Raw genomic sequence first — 14204 nt, forward strand, 5'->3', positions numbered from 1 at the left:
GGTCCGTGATGGGCGTCAGCGGTGCGCCAGCACCTCCGCGAAGGCCTTCATCGCGGCGACCTCGTCGCCGTTCCACACCGCGCCGGACACCGCGACGAAGTCCGCCCCCGCCTTCACCAACGGCGCGGCGTTGGCGGGCGTGATGCCGCCGATCGCGACGCAGGGCAGCTCGAACAACGCGGACCACCACGACAGGATCACCGGCTCGGGATGATGGCGCACCTCCTTGGTGGTGGTGGGATGGAAGCTGCCGAACGCGACATAGTCCGCGCCCGCCTCCCCCGCCTCCATCGCCAGGTGGCGGCTGTCGTGGCAGGTGACGCCGATCTGGACGCCGGGGCCGAGCGCCGCGCGCGCCTCGCGCACGTCGCCGTCCTCCTGCCCCAGATGGACGCCGTCCGCGCCCAGCCGCTTCGCCAGCGACACCGAATCGTTGACGATGAACGCCACCTCGCGATCGGCGCAGATCCGCTGGAGCGGTTCGGCCAGCCGCGCGGCGCTGTGCTGGTCCACGTCCTTGACGCGGAACTGGAACGCCGCCGCCGGCGCGGCATCCAGCGCGCGCGCGAGCCGGTCGGGGAAGGCGCCCGTCACGTCGAGCGGCGAGATGAGGTACAGCTGGCACGGCGGGCGCGACAGGTCGCGCTCGAAGGCGGCGGCGAAATTCGGGTCGAGGGGGCCGAGCGGATCGTCGATCATGCGCCCGCGCCTACCCGCTCCAGCGCGGCGACGAAAGCGGGTGCGTCGTCCAGCCGGTGCGCGACCGCATGCAGGCGCCGCCCGCGCCGTTCGAGCGGCGGGTCGCACGCGATCAGGACATTGGCCTGCGCCACCAGCGCGAGGTTGAGCACGCCGGGGGTGCGGCGCGGCGTCTCGGTGCAGCGCGCGCCGGCGATCTGCGCATGCGGGATCGTCACCGCCGCCAGTCGCCCGGTGCGCAGCGTGACGCCCTGCGCGTCGATCGTGCTCGGGTGCGTCGCAATGCCGGCGATCCCGCGCGCCACCCAGACGAAGGTGGCGACGGTGACCAGCGACAGCGCGATCGCGACGCGCGGCCACCAATGCGCCAGCAGAAAGTGCGTCACCGTCGCCTCGATCGCGCACAATGCCAGCAGCACCCACAACATGGGAGCGATCCCGCGGCGGCTGGAGAAGCTGTGGGTCATGGTGTCATCGTAAGCGGCATCAACACGGAGCAGAAGCCACATCCCCGGCGTCATGCCGGACCTGTTCCGGCATCCACCGCGCCGCCTCCTCACAAGCTGTTGAGTTCGTGGAACGGTGGCCCCCGGAACAAGTCGGTGCTTATCCCCTTCGGACAAGTTCGCCACCCCGGCGAAGGCCGGGGTCCAGTCGGGAAGGTCGCGGTGACGACGCACAGCGCTCGCCAACTCCTGTCCTCCAACTGGACCCCGGCCTTCGCCGGGGGTGGCAGGAAGAAGCCTTGTCTGAAGGTTACAAGTACCGAACAAGTCCGGGGTGACGGCGCACGGGTGGCTAGGTTTCGCGGCGCGACGATGGTACATTCCCCCCATCACGCCCGACCGGGGGGAGAGTGTGTGATGCCGTTCCATCGCTCCTATTACGCCGTCCTGCTGCTCGCGCCGTTGGTGCTCGTCGCCTTCTGGCCCGGCTATTTCGCGATCCCGCGCGAGGTCGTCGTCGGGGTCCATGCGCATGCCATCACCGCGATCCTGTGGCTGGTGCTGCTCGCCACGCAGATGTGGGCGATCCGCACGCGGCGCGGGCATCTGCACCGCGCGCTGGGGCTGGCGCTGTTCGCGGTCGTTCCCGCCTTCGTCGCGGGCGGGGCGCTGGCGATCCAGGCGATGATGGTCAAGGCGCTGGCCGGTCACCCCTTTTACGCGCGGTTCGGCCCCGGGCTGGCGTGGGCGGATATCCTCGCCACGCCCTGCTTCCTCGCGCTGGTCGCCTATGCGCTGGCGCGGCGGCGCGAGGTGCATGCGCATGGCGGGGCGATGCTGGCGACCGCGGTGCTGATCCTGCCGCCCGCGCTGGGGCGCGTGCTGCCGCTGATCCTGTCGGGCATTCCGGCGCTCGCGGGCTTCGCGCCTGCTTTCTATCTGGCGGAGGCGGTCGCGCTGCTGCTGGCCGTCGGCGCCGCGCGGGCCGACCGGCGACAGGCATGGCCTTTCGCGCTGGTCGCGGTATCGTGCGCGGTGCAGATCGCGGGGTTCGCGGTACTGGCCCCCTCCCCCGCCGCGACGCGGCTGTTCGCCGCGGTGGCCGGCGTCCCCGCCGCGCCGCTCGCGCTCACCGCCGCGATGATCGCGGCGGCGGTGCTGTGGTGGGCGTGGCGCGCCGGCGGCGGGGTCCGCCGCCGGGCGCCCGCGGTCGCTTATTCCTGACCCTTGTAGATCGCGACCAGCTTCTCCAGCATCGCCAGCGCCTCGCCGCGCTCGCGCTGGAAGGTGTTGCGCCCGATGATCGAGCCGTTGCCGCCGCCGTCGCGGATGTCGCGCGCGTCCTGATAGACCGCATCGGCCCCCTTCGCCGCGCCGCCCGAGAACACCACGACGCGGCGCCCGGCGAAGCTCGACTGGACGACGTGGCGGACGCGGTCCGCCTGCTTCGACCAGTCGGTGCCCTCGTAGCTCTTCCTGGCGTCCTTCTGCTCGATATGGTCGCTCGGCAGCTTCACCTTGATGATGTGCGCACCCAGCAGCGCCGCCATGTGCGCGGCATAGGCGCCGACGTCGAGCGCCAGCTCGCCCGCCTTCGACAGCTCGCCGCCGCGCGGATAGCTCCAGATGACCGTCGCCAGCCCCGCCGCGGCGGCTTCCTCGCGCAGTTCGCGGATCTGCTCCATCGCGTCGAAGATGCCGTCGGAGCCGGGATAGATGGTGAAGCCGATCGCGGCGCAGCCCAGCCGCAGCGCATCCTCGACACTGCCGGTCTGCGCCTGCGCGATCGAGGTCGCCCAGCTGTTGGAGCTGTTGACCTTCAGAATGGTCGGAATCTGCCCCGCGAACGTGTCGGCGCCCGCCTCCAGCATGCCGAGCGGCGCGGCATAGGCCGACAGGGCGGCGTCGATCGCGATCTGGTAATGATAATGCGGATCATAGGCCGGCGGATTGATCGCGAAGCTGCGCGCGGGACCATGTTCGAACCCCTGGTCGACCGGCAGGATGATCAGCTTGCCAGTGCCGCCCAGCTTGCCGTGCATCAGGATGCGCGCCAGATTGGCCTTCACCGCGGGGCTGGTGCCCTCGTACTTGTCCAGAATGGCCTTCACGGTCGGGGTCATGTACTTCTCCTATCCCTATGTTTCTACAGCGCCAGCCAGCGGCGCAAGGCCTGGTCCACCTGTTCCATGCGCGTCGCCGACGCATGGCCGATGACCTTGACGATGCGATGACGCCGCACGCTGGCGATACGGTCCACCTGCACCTCGCACTCGACCGGCAGGCCGGTATGCTCCTGCGGCGAGATGGCGACGCGGAACAGCGCCTCGCCGCCGACGATCGTGGTCAGCGGGCAGAGCGTGACGGTGGCGTGCGTGTCGTTGAACAGATCGGCCTGTACCACGACGCAGGCGCGGGCCGCGCCCTCGCAACCCTCCGGCGGGGCGACCATGACGATCGCGCCGTGCGCGATGGCGGGTTCGGTGCCGCCGATCGGGGTCACCTCCACGCGGAATCCTCCGCCTCGGCGATTTCCCAGAAGGCATAGTCGGCCTGCGTATCGCGCCGGGACGCGCGCTGCGACTGGCGCCGCGCCTCGCGCCGGAATGCCTCGTCGTGCAGTTCGACATAGCGCCGCACCGCTTCGCGCGCGATGTCGCTCTTGCTGCGCCCCTGCGTGCGAGCGACCGCGGCGAGCCGCTCTTCCAATTCCGTGTCGAGCCTGACGCCGAGCACCACGACCTCCGTTTAACGCGTTAAACGATAGGCACATCCGTGTTGCGGTGCAACCCGTCACATATGGCCGGATTTGACACAGCCGACCGTCATGTGGCGCATTCTGCGTCGGGGGGAATAGGACCATGACGATTCGATGGTCGCGCGCGGCGATGCTGCTCGTTCCACTGCTGGTGGTGCTGACCGCGCAACGCGGCGATGCGCGGCGTCCCGCGCTGGGGGAGATGGCACCGGCCTATACGCTCAAGACGTTCGACGGGCGCACCGTTACCTCGGACCAGCTGCGCGGCAAGGTGGTGATCCTGAACTATTGGGCGACCTGGTGCGCGCCCTGCCGCGAGGAATTGCCGCTGCTCGACACCTATTACCGGTTGCAGGAGCGCCACGGCCTGCGCGTCTTCGCCGCGACGACCGAGGATTCGGTGCCGGCCTACCGGCTGAAGCCGCTGTTCGCGGCGATGCACATCGTGGCGGTGAAGCGAATGGTCGGCAGCTATGCCGATATCGACGCGCTGCCGACCAATTACGTCATCGATCGCAACGGGCGCATCCGTTACGCCAGGGCGGGCGCGTTCACGCTGGACACGCTGAACGAGGTGGTGGTGCCGCTGCTGAACGAGCCGGCGCCGGACGGGACCAGCGCGACGGAATAGCCGTCACTCGTCACCCCTGGCTTGACCCGCGGTCCATGGTGCCGCGAACGCATCGACGGCAGCGCTCGCGGAACCATGGATGCCGGATCACGTCCGGCATGACGATGAACGCGTTTACTTCTGCAGCGCCGCGACGCCGGGCAGTTCGCGGCCTTCCATCCATTCCAGGAACGCGCCGCCCGCGGTCGAGACGAAGGTGAAGGCGTCGCCCACCCCGGCGTGGTTCAGCGCCGCGACGGTGTCGCCGCCGCCCGCGACCGACACCAGGCTGCCTTCCTTGGTCAGCGCCGCCGCGGTCCGCGCCAGCGCCACCGTGGCGGTGTCGAACGGCCGCGTCTCGAACGCGCCGAGCGGGCCGTTCCACACCAAAGTCCGGCAGGTCTTGAGCACGTCGCCCAGCGCCTCGACCGCGGCCGGGCCGACGTCGAGGATCATCTCGTCCGCCGCGACCTCATGGACGTTGACGGTGCGGGTCGGCGGATCGGCGCGGAATTCCTTCGCCACCACCACGTCATAGGGCAGGTGAACGGTGCAGTTCGCCTTGTCGGCGGCGTCGAGGATCTCCTCCGCGGTGCCGGTCAGGTCATGCTCGCACAGGCTCTTGCCGACATCGACGCCGCGCGCGGCGAGGAAGGTGTTGGCCATCCCGCCGCCGATGATGAGGTGGTCGACGCGCGCGACCAGATGCTTGAGCACGTCGAGCTTGGTCGACACCTTCGCCCCGCCGACGACCGCGGCGACGGGATGCTCGGGCTTGCCCAGCGCCTTCTCCAGCGCGTCGAGTTCGGCCTCCATCGCGCGGCCGGCGAAGGCGGGGAGCCTGTGCGCCAGCCCCTCGGTCGAGGCATGCGCGCGATGCGCGGCGGAGAAGGCATCGTTGACGTAGAACTCGCCCAGCGCGGCGAAGCGATCCACGACGGCGGCGTCGTTCTTCTCCTCGCCGCCGAAGAAGCGCGTATTCTCCAGCACCGCGATATCGCCCGGCTGCATCGTGGCGACCGCGTCGGCGGCGCCCTCCCAGTCGACGAAGCGCACGGGACGGCCCAGCACCGCCTCATAGGGCCTGACGATCGGCGCCAGCGACATCTCGGGGTTGGGCACGCCCTTGGGACGGCCGAAATGCGCCAGGACCAGCACGATCGCGCCCTTGTCCGACAATTCCGCGACGGTGGCGACGGTGGCGCGCAGGCGGGTATCGTCGGTGACGCGGCCATCGGCCAGCGGCACGTTCAGATCCTCGCGCACCAGCACGCGGCGGCCCTGGACGTCGCCGATATCGTCGAGCGTTCGGAAGGACTTGGTCATGATTCCTCGATCCTGATCACATCGTTGATCGCGATCCAGCCGCCCTGGATCACCTTCGCGCAGGCACCCCCGCGCCAGTCGGGCAGCAGCGCCGCCTTCAGCCCGGGCGCCAGCGCCTCCATCCGCTCGCACGGATCGGTTTCGCGCGTCACCTCCAGCACCACGTCCGCGCCGATGCGCAGCCGCACGCCGGCGACCTGCGGCAGGTCGAGGCCGTCGACCAGCAGGTTGGAGCGCCGCTCCTCCCAGCCGATCGTATGGCCCACCTCCGCCATCGCCGCCTCCCAGTCGCCGCGCTCGATCAGCGTCACCTGACGCTTGTACGGCTTGCGCTTCATCGCGCCGCGGAAGTCGCCGTGGATGCCGCCCTCCGGCGACACCTCGACCCGGTCGACCAGCTCCATCGGCGCCTTGGGAAAGGCGTGACGCGCGATGCCGAGGAGGACGCCGGTCACGCCCACACCGTCACCCCGGCGAACGCCGGGGTCTCTCCGTTTCGGGGAGATGCCAGCCTGCGCTGGCATGACGGCGGGTTCATCACCCCAGCTTCGCCATCGCGGTCGCGGTGTCGACCATGCGGTTGGAGAAGCCCCATTCATTGTCGTACCAGCTGACGACGCGCACCAGCTTGCCATCGATCACCGCCGTCTCCAAGCTGTCGACGGTCGACGAGAACGGGGTGTGGACGATGTCGATCGAGACGAGCGGCTCATCCGAATATTCCAGCACGCCCTTCATCGGCCCCTCGGCCGCGGCCTTCAGCAGCGCGTTGACCTCTTCCTTCGTCGTGTCGCGCGACGGCGTGAAGGTCAGGTCGACCAGGCTGCCGTCCGGGGTCGGCACGCGCACCGCGGAACCGTCCAGCTTGCCCTTCAGCTCCGGCAGCACCTCGCCCACCGCGCGCGCGGCGCCGGTGGTGGTCGGGATCATGCTCATCGCCGCGGCGCGCGCACGGCGCAGGTCGGGGTGGATCTGGTCGAGGATCTTCTGGTCGTTGGTATAGGCGTGGATCGTGGTCATCAGGCCGCGCTCGATACCGATCGCGTCGTTCAGCACCTTGGCAACCGGCGCCAGGCAGTTGGTGGTGCACGACGCGTTCGACACGATCGTGTGGCCCGCCTCCAGCTTGTCGTGGTTGACGCCATAGACGACGGTCAAGTCGACGCCCTTGGCCGGGGCGGAGATCAGCACCTTCTTGGCACCCGCATCGATATGCTTCTGCGCGCTGGCGCGGTCGGTGAAGAAGCCGGTGCATTCCAGCACCAGATCGACGCCCAGTTCCTTGTGCGGCAGATTGGCGGGATCGCGCTCGGCGGTGACGCGGATGCGCTTGCCGTCGATCACCATGTCCTGCCCGTCCGCCTCGACGGTGCCGGCCCACTTGCCGTGGACGCTGTCGCGGCTGAACAGCCACGCGTTCGACTTGGTGTCGGCGAGGTCGTTGATCGCCACCAGCTCCAGCTCGCTGCCGCGCTCCAGCAGCGCGCGCGCCACCAGTCGGCCGATCCGTCCGAAGCCGTTGATCGCTACCTTCGTCATGGTCGTTCCTCGCCCCATCAATGTCCGATGCGCGCGCTCTTGCGCAGGCGCGGGCGCGTCCGTCAACCGCTGCAAGCCGTCTTCCCGTCCCGCAACGGACTTGTCGCGCGGCGCGTGCGATCCTATTCGCTTGGCCCATGGACAATCCCGCGATCGCCCGGCTGGACGCCGCCATCACCCGCGTCGAGCGTGTCGTGGAGCAGCGACGCGCCGCCGCCGCGCAGCTGGAACAGCGCCACGCGCGGCTGCGCGACACGATGACGCAGGCGGTCGCCGCGCTCGACCGAATCATCGCCAACGATCCCGGCGATACGGCGGAGCAGGGCTGATGGCGCGCGTCACGCTGAAGATCGGCGACACCAGCACGGAGGTCGGCTGCCGCGATGGCGGCGAGGCGCGGCTGATGCAGGCCGCCGCACTGATCGACGAACGCTGGGAGGATGCCCGGCGCGCCGCGGGCGCGGGCGGCGTCAACCGCGTGATGATGCTGGCCGCGCTGATGGTGGCCGACGCGCTGATCGACGAACGTGCCAAGCCGCCGCCCGAGACGCCCGAGGGCCGCGCGCTCGACGCGCTGTCGCAACGGCTGGAGGCGCTGGCGGATGCCCTTGAGAAAGCCGGGCCAAGCGCCTAAGTTGGCCTCGGCGGGTTCTGCCCGGTACGAGCCGGAAAATATCCCTGAGGCTATTCATCATCCAAGGGGGTTGTCCCTGCCCGGATCCTGGTCCGACGTACATGATCCCCACCTGACGTATTGGGCGTCGGTGGATACTTTGGCCAACGGCCAGGGCGGTCCCGCCACCCGCCCCCCTTTCCTGCCATGAGCGAGAAGACGGCGTTGCGCGCGGCATTGCGCGCGCGGCGCGATGCGTTCGCCGCCACCGCGCCGGAGGCGATCCGCGTCGATGCCGCGTTCCTCGCGCTGCTGGTGCCGGAGTCGGTCGTCGCCAGCTACGTCCCCATCGGCAGCGAGGCGGACCCGGCGCCGCTGGAGCGCGCGGCGCTGGCGCAGGGATGCCGGCTGGCGCTGCCGCAGGTGATCGACCGCGCGACGCCGCTGCGGTTCGCGCTGCACGATCCCGCGGTGCCGCTGGTGCCCGGCCCGTTCGGCTTGCGCCAGCCACCCGCCGTCGCACCCGCGGCGGTGCCCGACCTGGTGCTGACCCCGCTGGTGGGGTTCGACCGCGCGCTCAACCGCATCGGCCAGGGCGCGGGGCATTACGACCGCGCCTTCGCCGCCTTTCCCGATGCGCATCGCATCGGTATCGCGTGGAGCGTGCAGGAAATCGACCCTATCCAGCCCGACCCGTGGGACATGCCGCTCCACGCCATCGCCACCGAGCGCGAATGGATCGTGCGCGCATGACGCCGTCGTGGCGCAAGCCGGCGGGGATGCTGCTGATCCTGCTGCTGATCGCGATCTGGTGCGTCGGCATCGTGTCGCTGTCGGCGACGGTGGGGCAATGGCACTGGCTGGTGCAGCTGGTGTTCTACGTCGTCGCGGGGATCGTATGGATCACGCCGCTGAAGCCGCTGTTGCGATGGATGGAGACGGGGCGCTGGCGGTAATCCCCCCGCGTCCGTCATCCCCGTGTTACCCCACCGGCCCGTCATCGTCGGGCTGGTTCACCTCACCATCGTCGCGGCGGATGAAGCTGATCTTCCCCTGCGGTTCCAGGATCGCCCAGGCGACGTCCGTCATGCGCGCGATGCCGGCCAGCCGCATTTCCGATTCGACCTCCGCCCGCGTCATGCGATCGCGGCGCAGATTGTCCTCCAGCAGCTCACCATGGCGCACGATCACGCGCGGCGTGCCCTCCAGCGCATCCTTCAGCCGCGGGAACAGATAGGTCAGCCACCCGAATACCAGCCCCCAGAAGGCGAAGGTGACGATCGCCAGCGTCGCCCCCGTCAGGCTGAAATCGTTGTGGGTGATCCCCTGCTGGATCAAATCGCCCATCACCACCAACACGACGACCTCGAACGGCGTCATCTGCCCCAGCTCGCGCTTCCCCAGCAGCCGCAGCAGCAGATAGAGGATGAAGAACATCGCGGTGGCGCGCAGCACGATGTCCATCAGGGCAGCACCCGCGTGGTCAGCGGCACCCGCGCCAGCGCGCGCTCGCCGTCGAGCAGCATGATCGCGCCGCGCGTGCCGACCGTCAGCGGCGGGTTGATCTGGCCGTCGACCTTCACCTCCAGCCGCTCGCCCGGCCCGAGCGCGCCATAATGGAAGCGCCACGTCCCGTCGCGATACGCCTCGCTCTCCGCGGCGGGCAGTTGCGCGTTGATCGTCATGTCGCGCCACAGCGCGGGCGGCAGCGCGACGACCGCGTCCGCGATCGGGCGCCGCGCCTCGACGACGATCACGGTTTCGAAGAACAGCCCGCTGCGCAGCGTCTGCGGCGTCTTGATGGTCAGGACGGCATCGGGGGTCGCCACCCGCATCACGGGCGACCGTGAGCCGCCCAGCGCGCCGGTCATGGCGAGCAGCAGCAGCAGGCCCAACAACAGGATCGCGACCGGCGTGGCATGGCGATGGAAGCCGCGGCGCGGCGCTGCATGACCGGCCTGCACTCCATCGGGATAGCCCGTCGCCATCCGGCTCGCCTCCTGCGTTGAGGAGACGTAACGATCGGTAATGGCGGGGGTTTCCACGCTATCCGCTGCGGACAACCGCAGGGATGGCGCGAGTGACGGGGCTCGAACCCGCGACCTCCGGCGTGACAGGCCGGCGCTCTAACCAACTGAGCTACACCCGCTTGGAGAAGCGTGAGGCGCGCCAACTAGGCGGCGGTCGGGTGGCTGTCAACGCGATTCTTCGTCTTTTTTCGCGCAGCCGCCATCCGAACCGCGGGGCGCCTCCGTTTTCGCGCGTCAGCGTGCCGTGTTCGAAGAGGAAGCCGGCGATGTCGGGGCGCCCCGCCGCCGACAGGATGGTCTGCACGATGATCAGGATCGGCACCGCCAGCAGCGCACCGACCGTGCCCCAGACCCAGCCCCAGAAGCTGATCGAGATGAGGATCATCACCGGATTGATGGTCAGGCGGTGCCCGACGATCAGCGGCGTCACCACGTTCGCCTCGACCAGGTGGAAGCCGTACATCATCGCCGGCGCGGCGAGCGCGGTCCACACGTCGGAGAAGGTCATCAGCCCGCCGACCGCCAGCAGCAGCGCGGCGACCACCGGCCCGAAATAGGGGATGTAGTTGAGCAGCGCGACGATGCCGCCCCACATCAGCGGGAACGGCATCCCCAGCAGATGCAGCGCGCCCGCCACCAGCAGGCCGAGCGTGATGTTGATCGCGGTGATCGTCCCCAGGTACGAGGAGACGGCGTCGACCATCTCCTGCAACACGCGCGCGGTCGCCATCGCGCCGCCGAAGCTGGCGCGCGCGGTGATCATCCGCTCGCGCATCCGCGTCCAGCCGGAGAGGAAGAAGAAGGCGACGAGGATCGCGTAGAACACCTGCACGATCACCGCGGGGGCGGAGGTCGCCGCCAGCTCGACGATCGAACTGGGCGGCGCGACCGCGGCGGTGGGCGACGGACGCACCGGGGTGGAGGCGATCTGGCGCAGCGTGCGGTTGGCGTAGCGTTCCAGGCTGGAATACAGGTCCAGCAGCGGCGCCAGATTGGCCTGGATGCGGTTGATGCGCGTCGGCAGCAGGCGGAAGAATTCGGTCGCCGGCACGACGATCGCCGCCAGCGCGATATTGGCGATGATGAGGAACAGGATCACGCACATCAGCGCGGCGAGCGCGGAGGGGATGCGGCGCCGCTCCAGCCACTCCAGCAGCGGGATCAGCGCCAGCGCGACCACCAGCGCCACCGCGGTGGGCATGAAGAACTCCGCCCCCTCCTTCAGCGCGAACGGCAGGCCGACCAGCAGCCCGATCCCCGCAGTCAGCGTCAGCGCGGCGAGCAGCCGGTCGCGACGCAGCGCGATGCCGGGCTCGTCGGGTGCCGGTTCGGAGGGGGACGGGTCTGCGGTGGGGAGATCGGACATGGACATAGCTAACGCCAATCCCGGGTGATGGCCAAGCGGTTAGAAGGTGACGTCATGCAGGCGTCGCGGGCGGCGGGGCGTGATCTTGGCCACACTTCTTTCCGTCATGCCGGACTTGTCCGTTCCGCATACTTACAAGCCGTTGATTTCGCGCGAATCTTTTCCGTTCCCCGGCGGAGGCCGGGGTCCAGTAGCGAGCGGTTTTCCGCATCTTTCGAGCCGACCGTTACTGGACCCCGGCCTTCGCCGGGGAACAAGAAGGTCTCGCCGTCGCCGGGAAACGAGGCAACCGCCGGCACCCGGCGCTCACCCCAGTTCCGTCATCGCCTGCGCCCAGGCGCCGTCCTCCAGATACAGGTAATCCGGGTCGAACTCCGCCAGCCGCGCCAGCCCGATCGCGTCGGTGATCCGCACCGTGCCGCGTGCGACCTCCGCCAGCCCGTCCTCGCGCAGGCGCCGCAGCGTCCGGTTGACGTGGACGCTGGTCAGCCCGCACGCCTCGCCCAGATCCTGCTGCGTCAGCGGCAACGCGAATTGGCCGTCGTGCGTGCGCGCCACGGCCTGTAGCCGATGATGCGTCTCCATCAGGAAGTGCGCGACGCGTCCCGCCGCATCCAGCCGCCCGAGCCGGAAGATCCACTCGCGGTGCAGCGCGGCGTCGAGCAACGTGGAGCGCCACAGCAGCCGCGTCAGGTGCGGCATGTCGCGCAGCATGGCGTCGATCCGCCCGTGCGGGATGATCGCGACGCGCGCCTCCGACAGCGTGCCGACGTCGTGATCCAGCATCTCCAGCGGATAGCCGTGCAGGTCGACGAAATCGCCGGGCACCTGCAACGCCACGAGCTGACGGAAGCCGTCGCGCGCATCCATGTAGCGGCACATCGTCCCGTCGAGCAGCAGCGTGCTGTAGCGCACGCGCTGCCCGCGGTTGATGACGATGGTGCGCGCGGGCAGCGTCTCGACCCGGTCCACCGCCGCTTCCAGCGCGTCCTTTTCCTGCGCGGACATGCGTTCACGCCCGCGTCCGCGCAGAAAATCCCTGGTGACGCGCATCGATCGATTTCCCCGGATGTGACCGGAGCGTAACGACCTAGGCCGCGATACGATCCTCGAACAGCGCCTTGAGGTCGCGCTTCAGGATCTTGCCGTTGGCGTTGCGCGGCAGCATCTCGGAGGAGAAGCGGATCGCCACCGGCACCTTGAACGCCGCCAGCCGCTCGCGCACCCATGCCTGCAATTCCGCCTCGGTCGCGTGGGTGTCGGGGGCGAGATGCACCACCGCCGCCGGCTCCTCGCCCAGGATACGGTGCGGGATACCGATCAGCGCGCAGTCGGTGACCGCGGGATGATCGTACAGGACGTTCTCCACCTCGGTCGAATAGATGTTCTCGCCGCCGCGGATGATCATGTCCTTGGCGCGGTCGAGGATGAAGCAGAAGCCCTCCGCATCGATCCGGGCGAGGTCGCCGGTGCGCACCCAACCGTCGACGAAGGTCGCCGCGGTCGCCTCCGGCTTGTTCCAGTAACCCTTCACGATCATCGGCCCGCGCGCCCACAATTCGCCGATCGTGTCGGTCGGCAGCACCGTCACGCCATCCTCGTCGCGCACCTCCAGATCGGCGACCGCCACCGCGGGGCCGCAGCTGTCGGGACGGTGGAGATAATCGTCGCCGCTGTGCGTGGTGACGGTGGCGGTTGTCTCCGTCATGCCCCAGCCGTTGCCGGGCGCCGCCTTCAGCTCGCCCGCGATCTTGCGCACCAGCTCGGGCGCCGACGGCGCGCCGCCATAGCCGATGCTCTCCAGGCTGGAGAGGTCGTAGCGGTCGCGGTCGGGATGCTCCAGGATCTGCCACGCGATCGTCGGCACGCCGCCGGTCACGTTGACCCGCTCGCGCTCGATAATCTCCATCGCGCGGACGACCTCGAACTTGCGCATGTAGATGGTGGTGTGGCCGGCGGCCATCGACCCCATCAGCCCCGCGGACAGCGCGGTGGCGTGGAACAGCGGGATGACGGTCAGCGACACCTTGCGCGACGGCTCGGGCAGCGGATCGCCGCGGCGCAGGATGGTGCGCGCGGCGGCATAGCCGGTCGACAGGATGTTGGTCATGAAATTGCGATGCGTGCCCAGCGCGCCCTTGGGCTTTCCCGTGGTGCCGCTGGTATAGAGGATCGTGGCGTCGTCCTCCGGCGTCAGGTCCGTGTCGGGCAGGTCGCGATCGGGCAGCCGTGCCCAGTCGTGCGGGGTGCCGATGATGTCCTCCAGACGTGTCGCACCCTCCACCGGCGCGGCGGCGCGCGCCACCAGCACGTGGCGCAGTGCTGGCAGCTCCGCCAGATGCGGCGCGATGCGGTGCCAGCGCTCGTCGTCGGCGACCAGCAGCGACGCGCCCGAATCGGACAGACCATAGGCCAGCTCGTCGCCGGTCCACCATGCGTTGAGCGGCACGGCGATCGCGCCGATCACGGTCGCGGCGAAAAAGGCGACGATCCACTCCGGCAGGTTGCGCGCGGCAACCGCGACGCGATTGCCCTTCCCCACGCCCAGCGCGCGGTAATGCGCGGCGAGCGTGGCGATGGCGCGGAACTGCGCCTCGTAGCTGACGCGCTCGTCCTCATGGATCGTCGCCGGCGACTCGCCGTGGCCGCGCGACAGCCGCACCAATGCCGCCATGTGCGGCGGCGCGTTCTTCCACACGCGCGTGGCCACGCCGCGGATGTCGACCGTCTCCATCTCGAATCGCGCACCGGGCGCGGTGAGCGCGGCGCGGACCTCGTCCATGCCCATCGCGGGCCAGGCACGTTCCATCGTCACGG

General features: G+C 69.5%; 19 protein-coding genes and 1 tRNA gene. 6 read left to right on the forward strand and 14 right to left on the reverse strand.

The window, feature by feature from the left end; all coding sequences use genetic code 11:
- Window positions 1-15: 15 nt before the first annotated feature.
- Together thiE and PGN14_RS13265 are read right to left on the reverse strand one after the other, a co-directional pair.
- Entirely contained in the window at window positions 16-699 is a 684-nt protein-coding gene (gene thiE, locus PGN14_RS13260; protein WP_335300005.1) for a thiamine phosphate synthase, read from the reverse strand.
- Complete coding sequence (locus PGN14_RS13265) at window positions 696-1166, reverse strand: hypothetical protein (protein ID WP_335300007.1); 471 nt, start codon at window positions 1164-1166, stop codon at window positions 696-698. Before PGN14_RS13265 ends, thiE begins: the two co-directional genes overlap by 4 nt.
- Before the next feature lie 396 nt (window positions 1167-1562).
- On the opposite strand from PGN14_RS13265, the gene PGN14_RS13270 reads away from it, so the two are divergent.
- A complete protein-coding gene (locus PGN14_RS13270; RefSeq protein ID WP_335300009.1) occupies window positions 1563-2369 on the forward strand; it encodes a hypothetical protein in 807 nt (268 codons plus the stop codon).
- On the opposite strand, the gene PGN14_RS13275 is transcribed toward PGN14_RS13270, so the two are convergent.
- The 3 genes from PGN14_RS13275 to PGN14_RS13285 are packed head-to-tail and all read right to left on the reverse strand — an operon-like array spanning window position 2360 to window position 3884.
- Window positions 2360-3268 (reverse strand): class I fructose-bisphosphate aldolase, encoded by a 909-nt coding sequence (locus PGN14_RS13275; RefSeq protein ID WP_335300010.1) that lies wholly within the window; start codon window positions 3266-3268, stop codon window positions 2360-2362. The two genes, PGN14_RS13270 and PGN14_RS13275, sit on opposite strands and share 10 nt — an antisense overlap.
- A 23-nt stretch (window positions 3269-3291) precedes the next feature.
- Complete coding sequence (locus PGN14_RS13280) at window positions 3292-3654, reverse strand: type II toxin-antitoxin system PemK/MazF family toxin (RefSeq protein ID WP_335300011.1); 363 nt, start codon at window positions 3652-3654, stop codon at window positions 3292-3294.
- Window positions 3645-3884 (reverse strand): CopG family ribbon-helix-helix protein, encoded by a 240-nt coding sequence (locus tag PGN14_RS13285; protein WP_335300013.1) that lies wholly within the window; start codon window positions 3882-3884, stop codon window positions 3645-3647. The genes PGN14_RS13280 and PGN14_RS13285 overlap by 10 nt, the downstream gene beginning before the upstream one ends.
- A gap of 122 nt (window positions 3885-4006) precedes the next feature.
- On the opposite strand from PGN14_RS13285, the gene PGN14_RS13290 reads away from it, so the two are divergent.
- Window positions 4007-4534, forward strand: coding sequence for a TlpA family protein disulfide reductase (locus PGN14_RS13290; protein WP_335300014.1), 528 nt, complete (start codon window positions 4007-4009; stop codon window positions 4532-4534).
- Between the two features lie 114 nt (window positions 4535-4648).
- Here the strand turns inward: PGN14_RS13290 and PGN14_RS13295 are convergent, their stop codons facing one another.
- The 3 genes from PGN14_RS13295 to gap all read right to left on the reverse strand — a co-directional run bounded on the left by PGN14_RS13295 (window position 4649) and on the right by gap (window position 7378).
- Window positions 4649-5839: a phosphoglycerate kinase gene (locus tag PGN14_RS13295; RefSeq protein ID WP_335300015.1), complete on the reverse strand. Its 1191-nt coding sequence runs from the start codon at window positions 5837-5839 to the stop codon at window positions 4649-4651.
- A complete protein-coding gene (locus PGN14_RS13300) occupies window positions 5836-6243 on the reverse strand; it encodes an MOSC domain-containing protein (RefSeq protein ID WP_443019516.1) in 408 nt (135 codons plus the stop codon). Before PGN14_RS13300 ends, PGN14_RS13295 begins: the two co-directional genes overlap by 4 nt.
- A 133-nt stretch (window positions 6244-6376) precedes the next feature.
- The gene (gap, locus tag PGN14_RS13305) at window positions 6377-7378 is read right to left on the reverse strand and encodes a type I glyceraldehyde-3-phosphate dehydrogenase (RefSeq protein ID WP_335300017.1); all 1002 of its coding nucleotides are present in this window, start codon (window positions 7376-7378) and stop codon (window positions 6377-6379) included.
- 137 nt (window positions 7379-7515) lie between these two features.
- Here gap and PGN14_RS13310 point away from each other — a divergent pair, with 137 nt between their 5' ends.
- The 4 genes from PGN14_RS13310 (at window position 7516) to PGN14_RS13325 (ending at window position 8947) form a co-directional block, all read left to right on the forward strand.
- Window positions 7516-7707 (forward strand): hypothetical protein, encoded by a 192-nt coding sequence (locus tag PGN14_RS13310; protein ID WP_335300018.1) that lies wholly within the window; start codon window positions 7516-7518, stop codon window positions 7705-7707.
- The gene (locus PGN14_RS13315; protein WP_335300020.1) at window positions 7707-8012 is read left to right on the forward strand and encodes a cell division protein ZapA; all 306 of its coding nucleotides are present in this window, start codon (window positions 7707-7709) and stop codon (window positions 8010-8012) included. Before PGN14_RS13310 ends, PGN14_RS13315 begins: the two co-directional genes overlap by 1 nt.
- A gap of 186 nt (window positions 8013-8198) precedes the next feature.
- Window positions 8199-8744 (forward strand): 5-formyltetrahydrofolate cyclo-ligase, encoded by a 546-nt coding sequence (locus tag PGN14_RS13320; protein WP_335300022.1) that lies wholly within the window; start codon window positions 8199-8201, stop codon window positions 8742-8744.
- Complete coding sequence (locus PGN14_RS13325; protein WP_335300023.1) at window positions 8741-8947, forward strand: DUF2842 domain-containing protein; 207 nt, start codon at window positions 8741-8743, stop codon at window positions 8945-8947. The genes PGN14_RS13320 and PGN14_RS13325 overlap by 4 nt, the downstream gene beginning before the upstream one ends.
- Before the next feature lie 25 nt (window positions 8948-8972).
- Here PGN14_RS13325 and PGN14_RS13330 read toward each other — a convergent pair whose 3' ends face one another.
- The 6 genes from PGN14_RS13330 to PGN14_RS13355 form a co-directional block, all read right to left on the reverse strand.
- Window positions 8973-9455, reverse strand: a complete 483-nt coding sequence (locus tag PGN14_RS13330; RefSeq protein ID WP_335300025.1) for a DUF421 domain-containing protein — start codon at window positions 9453-9455, stop codon at window positions 8973-8975.
- The gene (locus PGN14_RS13335; RefSeq protein WP_335300027.1) at window positions 9455-10036 is read right to left on the reverse strand and encodes a hypothetical protein; all 582 of its coding nucleotides are present in this window, start codon (window positions 10034-10036) and stop codon (window positions 9455-9457) included. The genes PGN14_RS13330 and PGN14_RS13335 overlap by 1 nt, the downstream gene beginning before the upstream one ends.
- 27 nt (window positions 10037-10063) lie before the next feature.
- Window positions 10064-10140: transfer RNA gene (locus PGN14_RS13340), tRNA-Asp, on the reverse strand.
- Complete coding sequence (locus tag PGN14_RS13345) at window positions 10131-11387, reverse strand: AI-2E family transporter (protein WP_335300028.1); 1257 nt, start codon at window positions 11385-11387, stop codon at window positions 10131-10133. The genes PGN14_RS13340 and PGN14_RS13345 overlap by 10 nt, the downstream gene beginning before the upstream one ends.
- A gap of 306 nt (window positions 11388-11693) precedes the next feature.
- Entirely contained in the window at window positions 11694-12395 is a 702-nt protein-coding gene (locus tag PGN14_RS13350; protein ID WP_335300030.1) for a Crp/Fnr family transcriptional regulator, read from the reverse strand.
- Between the two features lie 82 nt (window positions 12396-12477).
- A complete protein-coding gene (locus PGN14_RS13355) occupies window positions 12478-14196 on the reverse strand; it encodes a class I adenylate-forming enzyme family protein (RefSeq protein WP_335300105.1) in 1719 nt (572 codons plus the stop codon).
- Window positions 14197-14204: the final 8 nt, after the last annotated feature.

Source organism: Sphingomonas adhaesiva, from assembly GCF_036946305.1.
Taxonomy (GTDB): Bacteria; Pseudomonadota; Alphaproteobacteria; order Sphingomonadales; family Sphingomonadaceae; genus Sphingomonas; species Sphingomonas adhaesiva_B.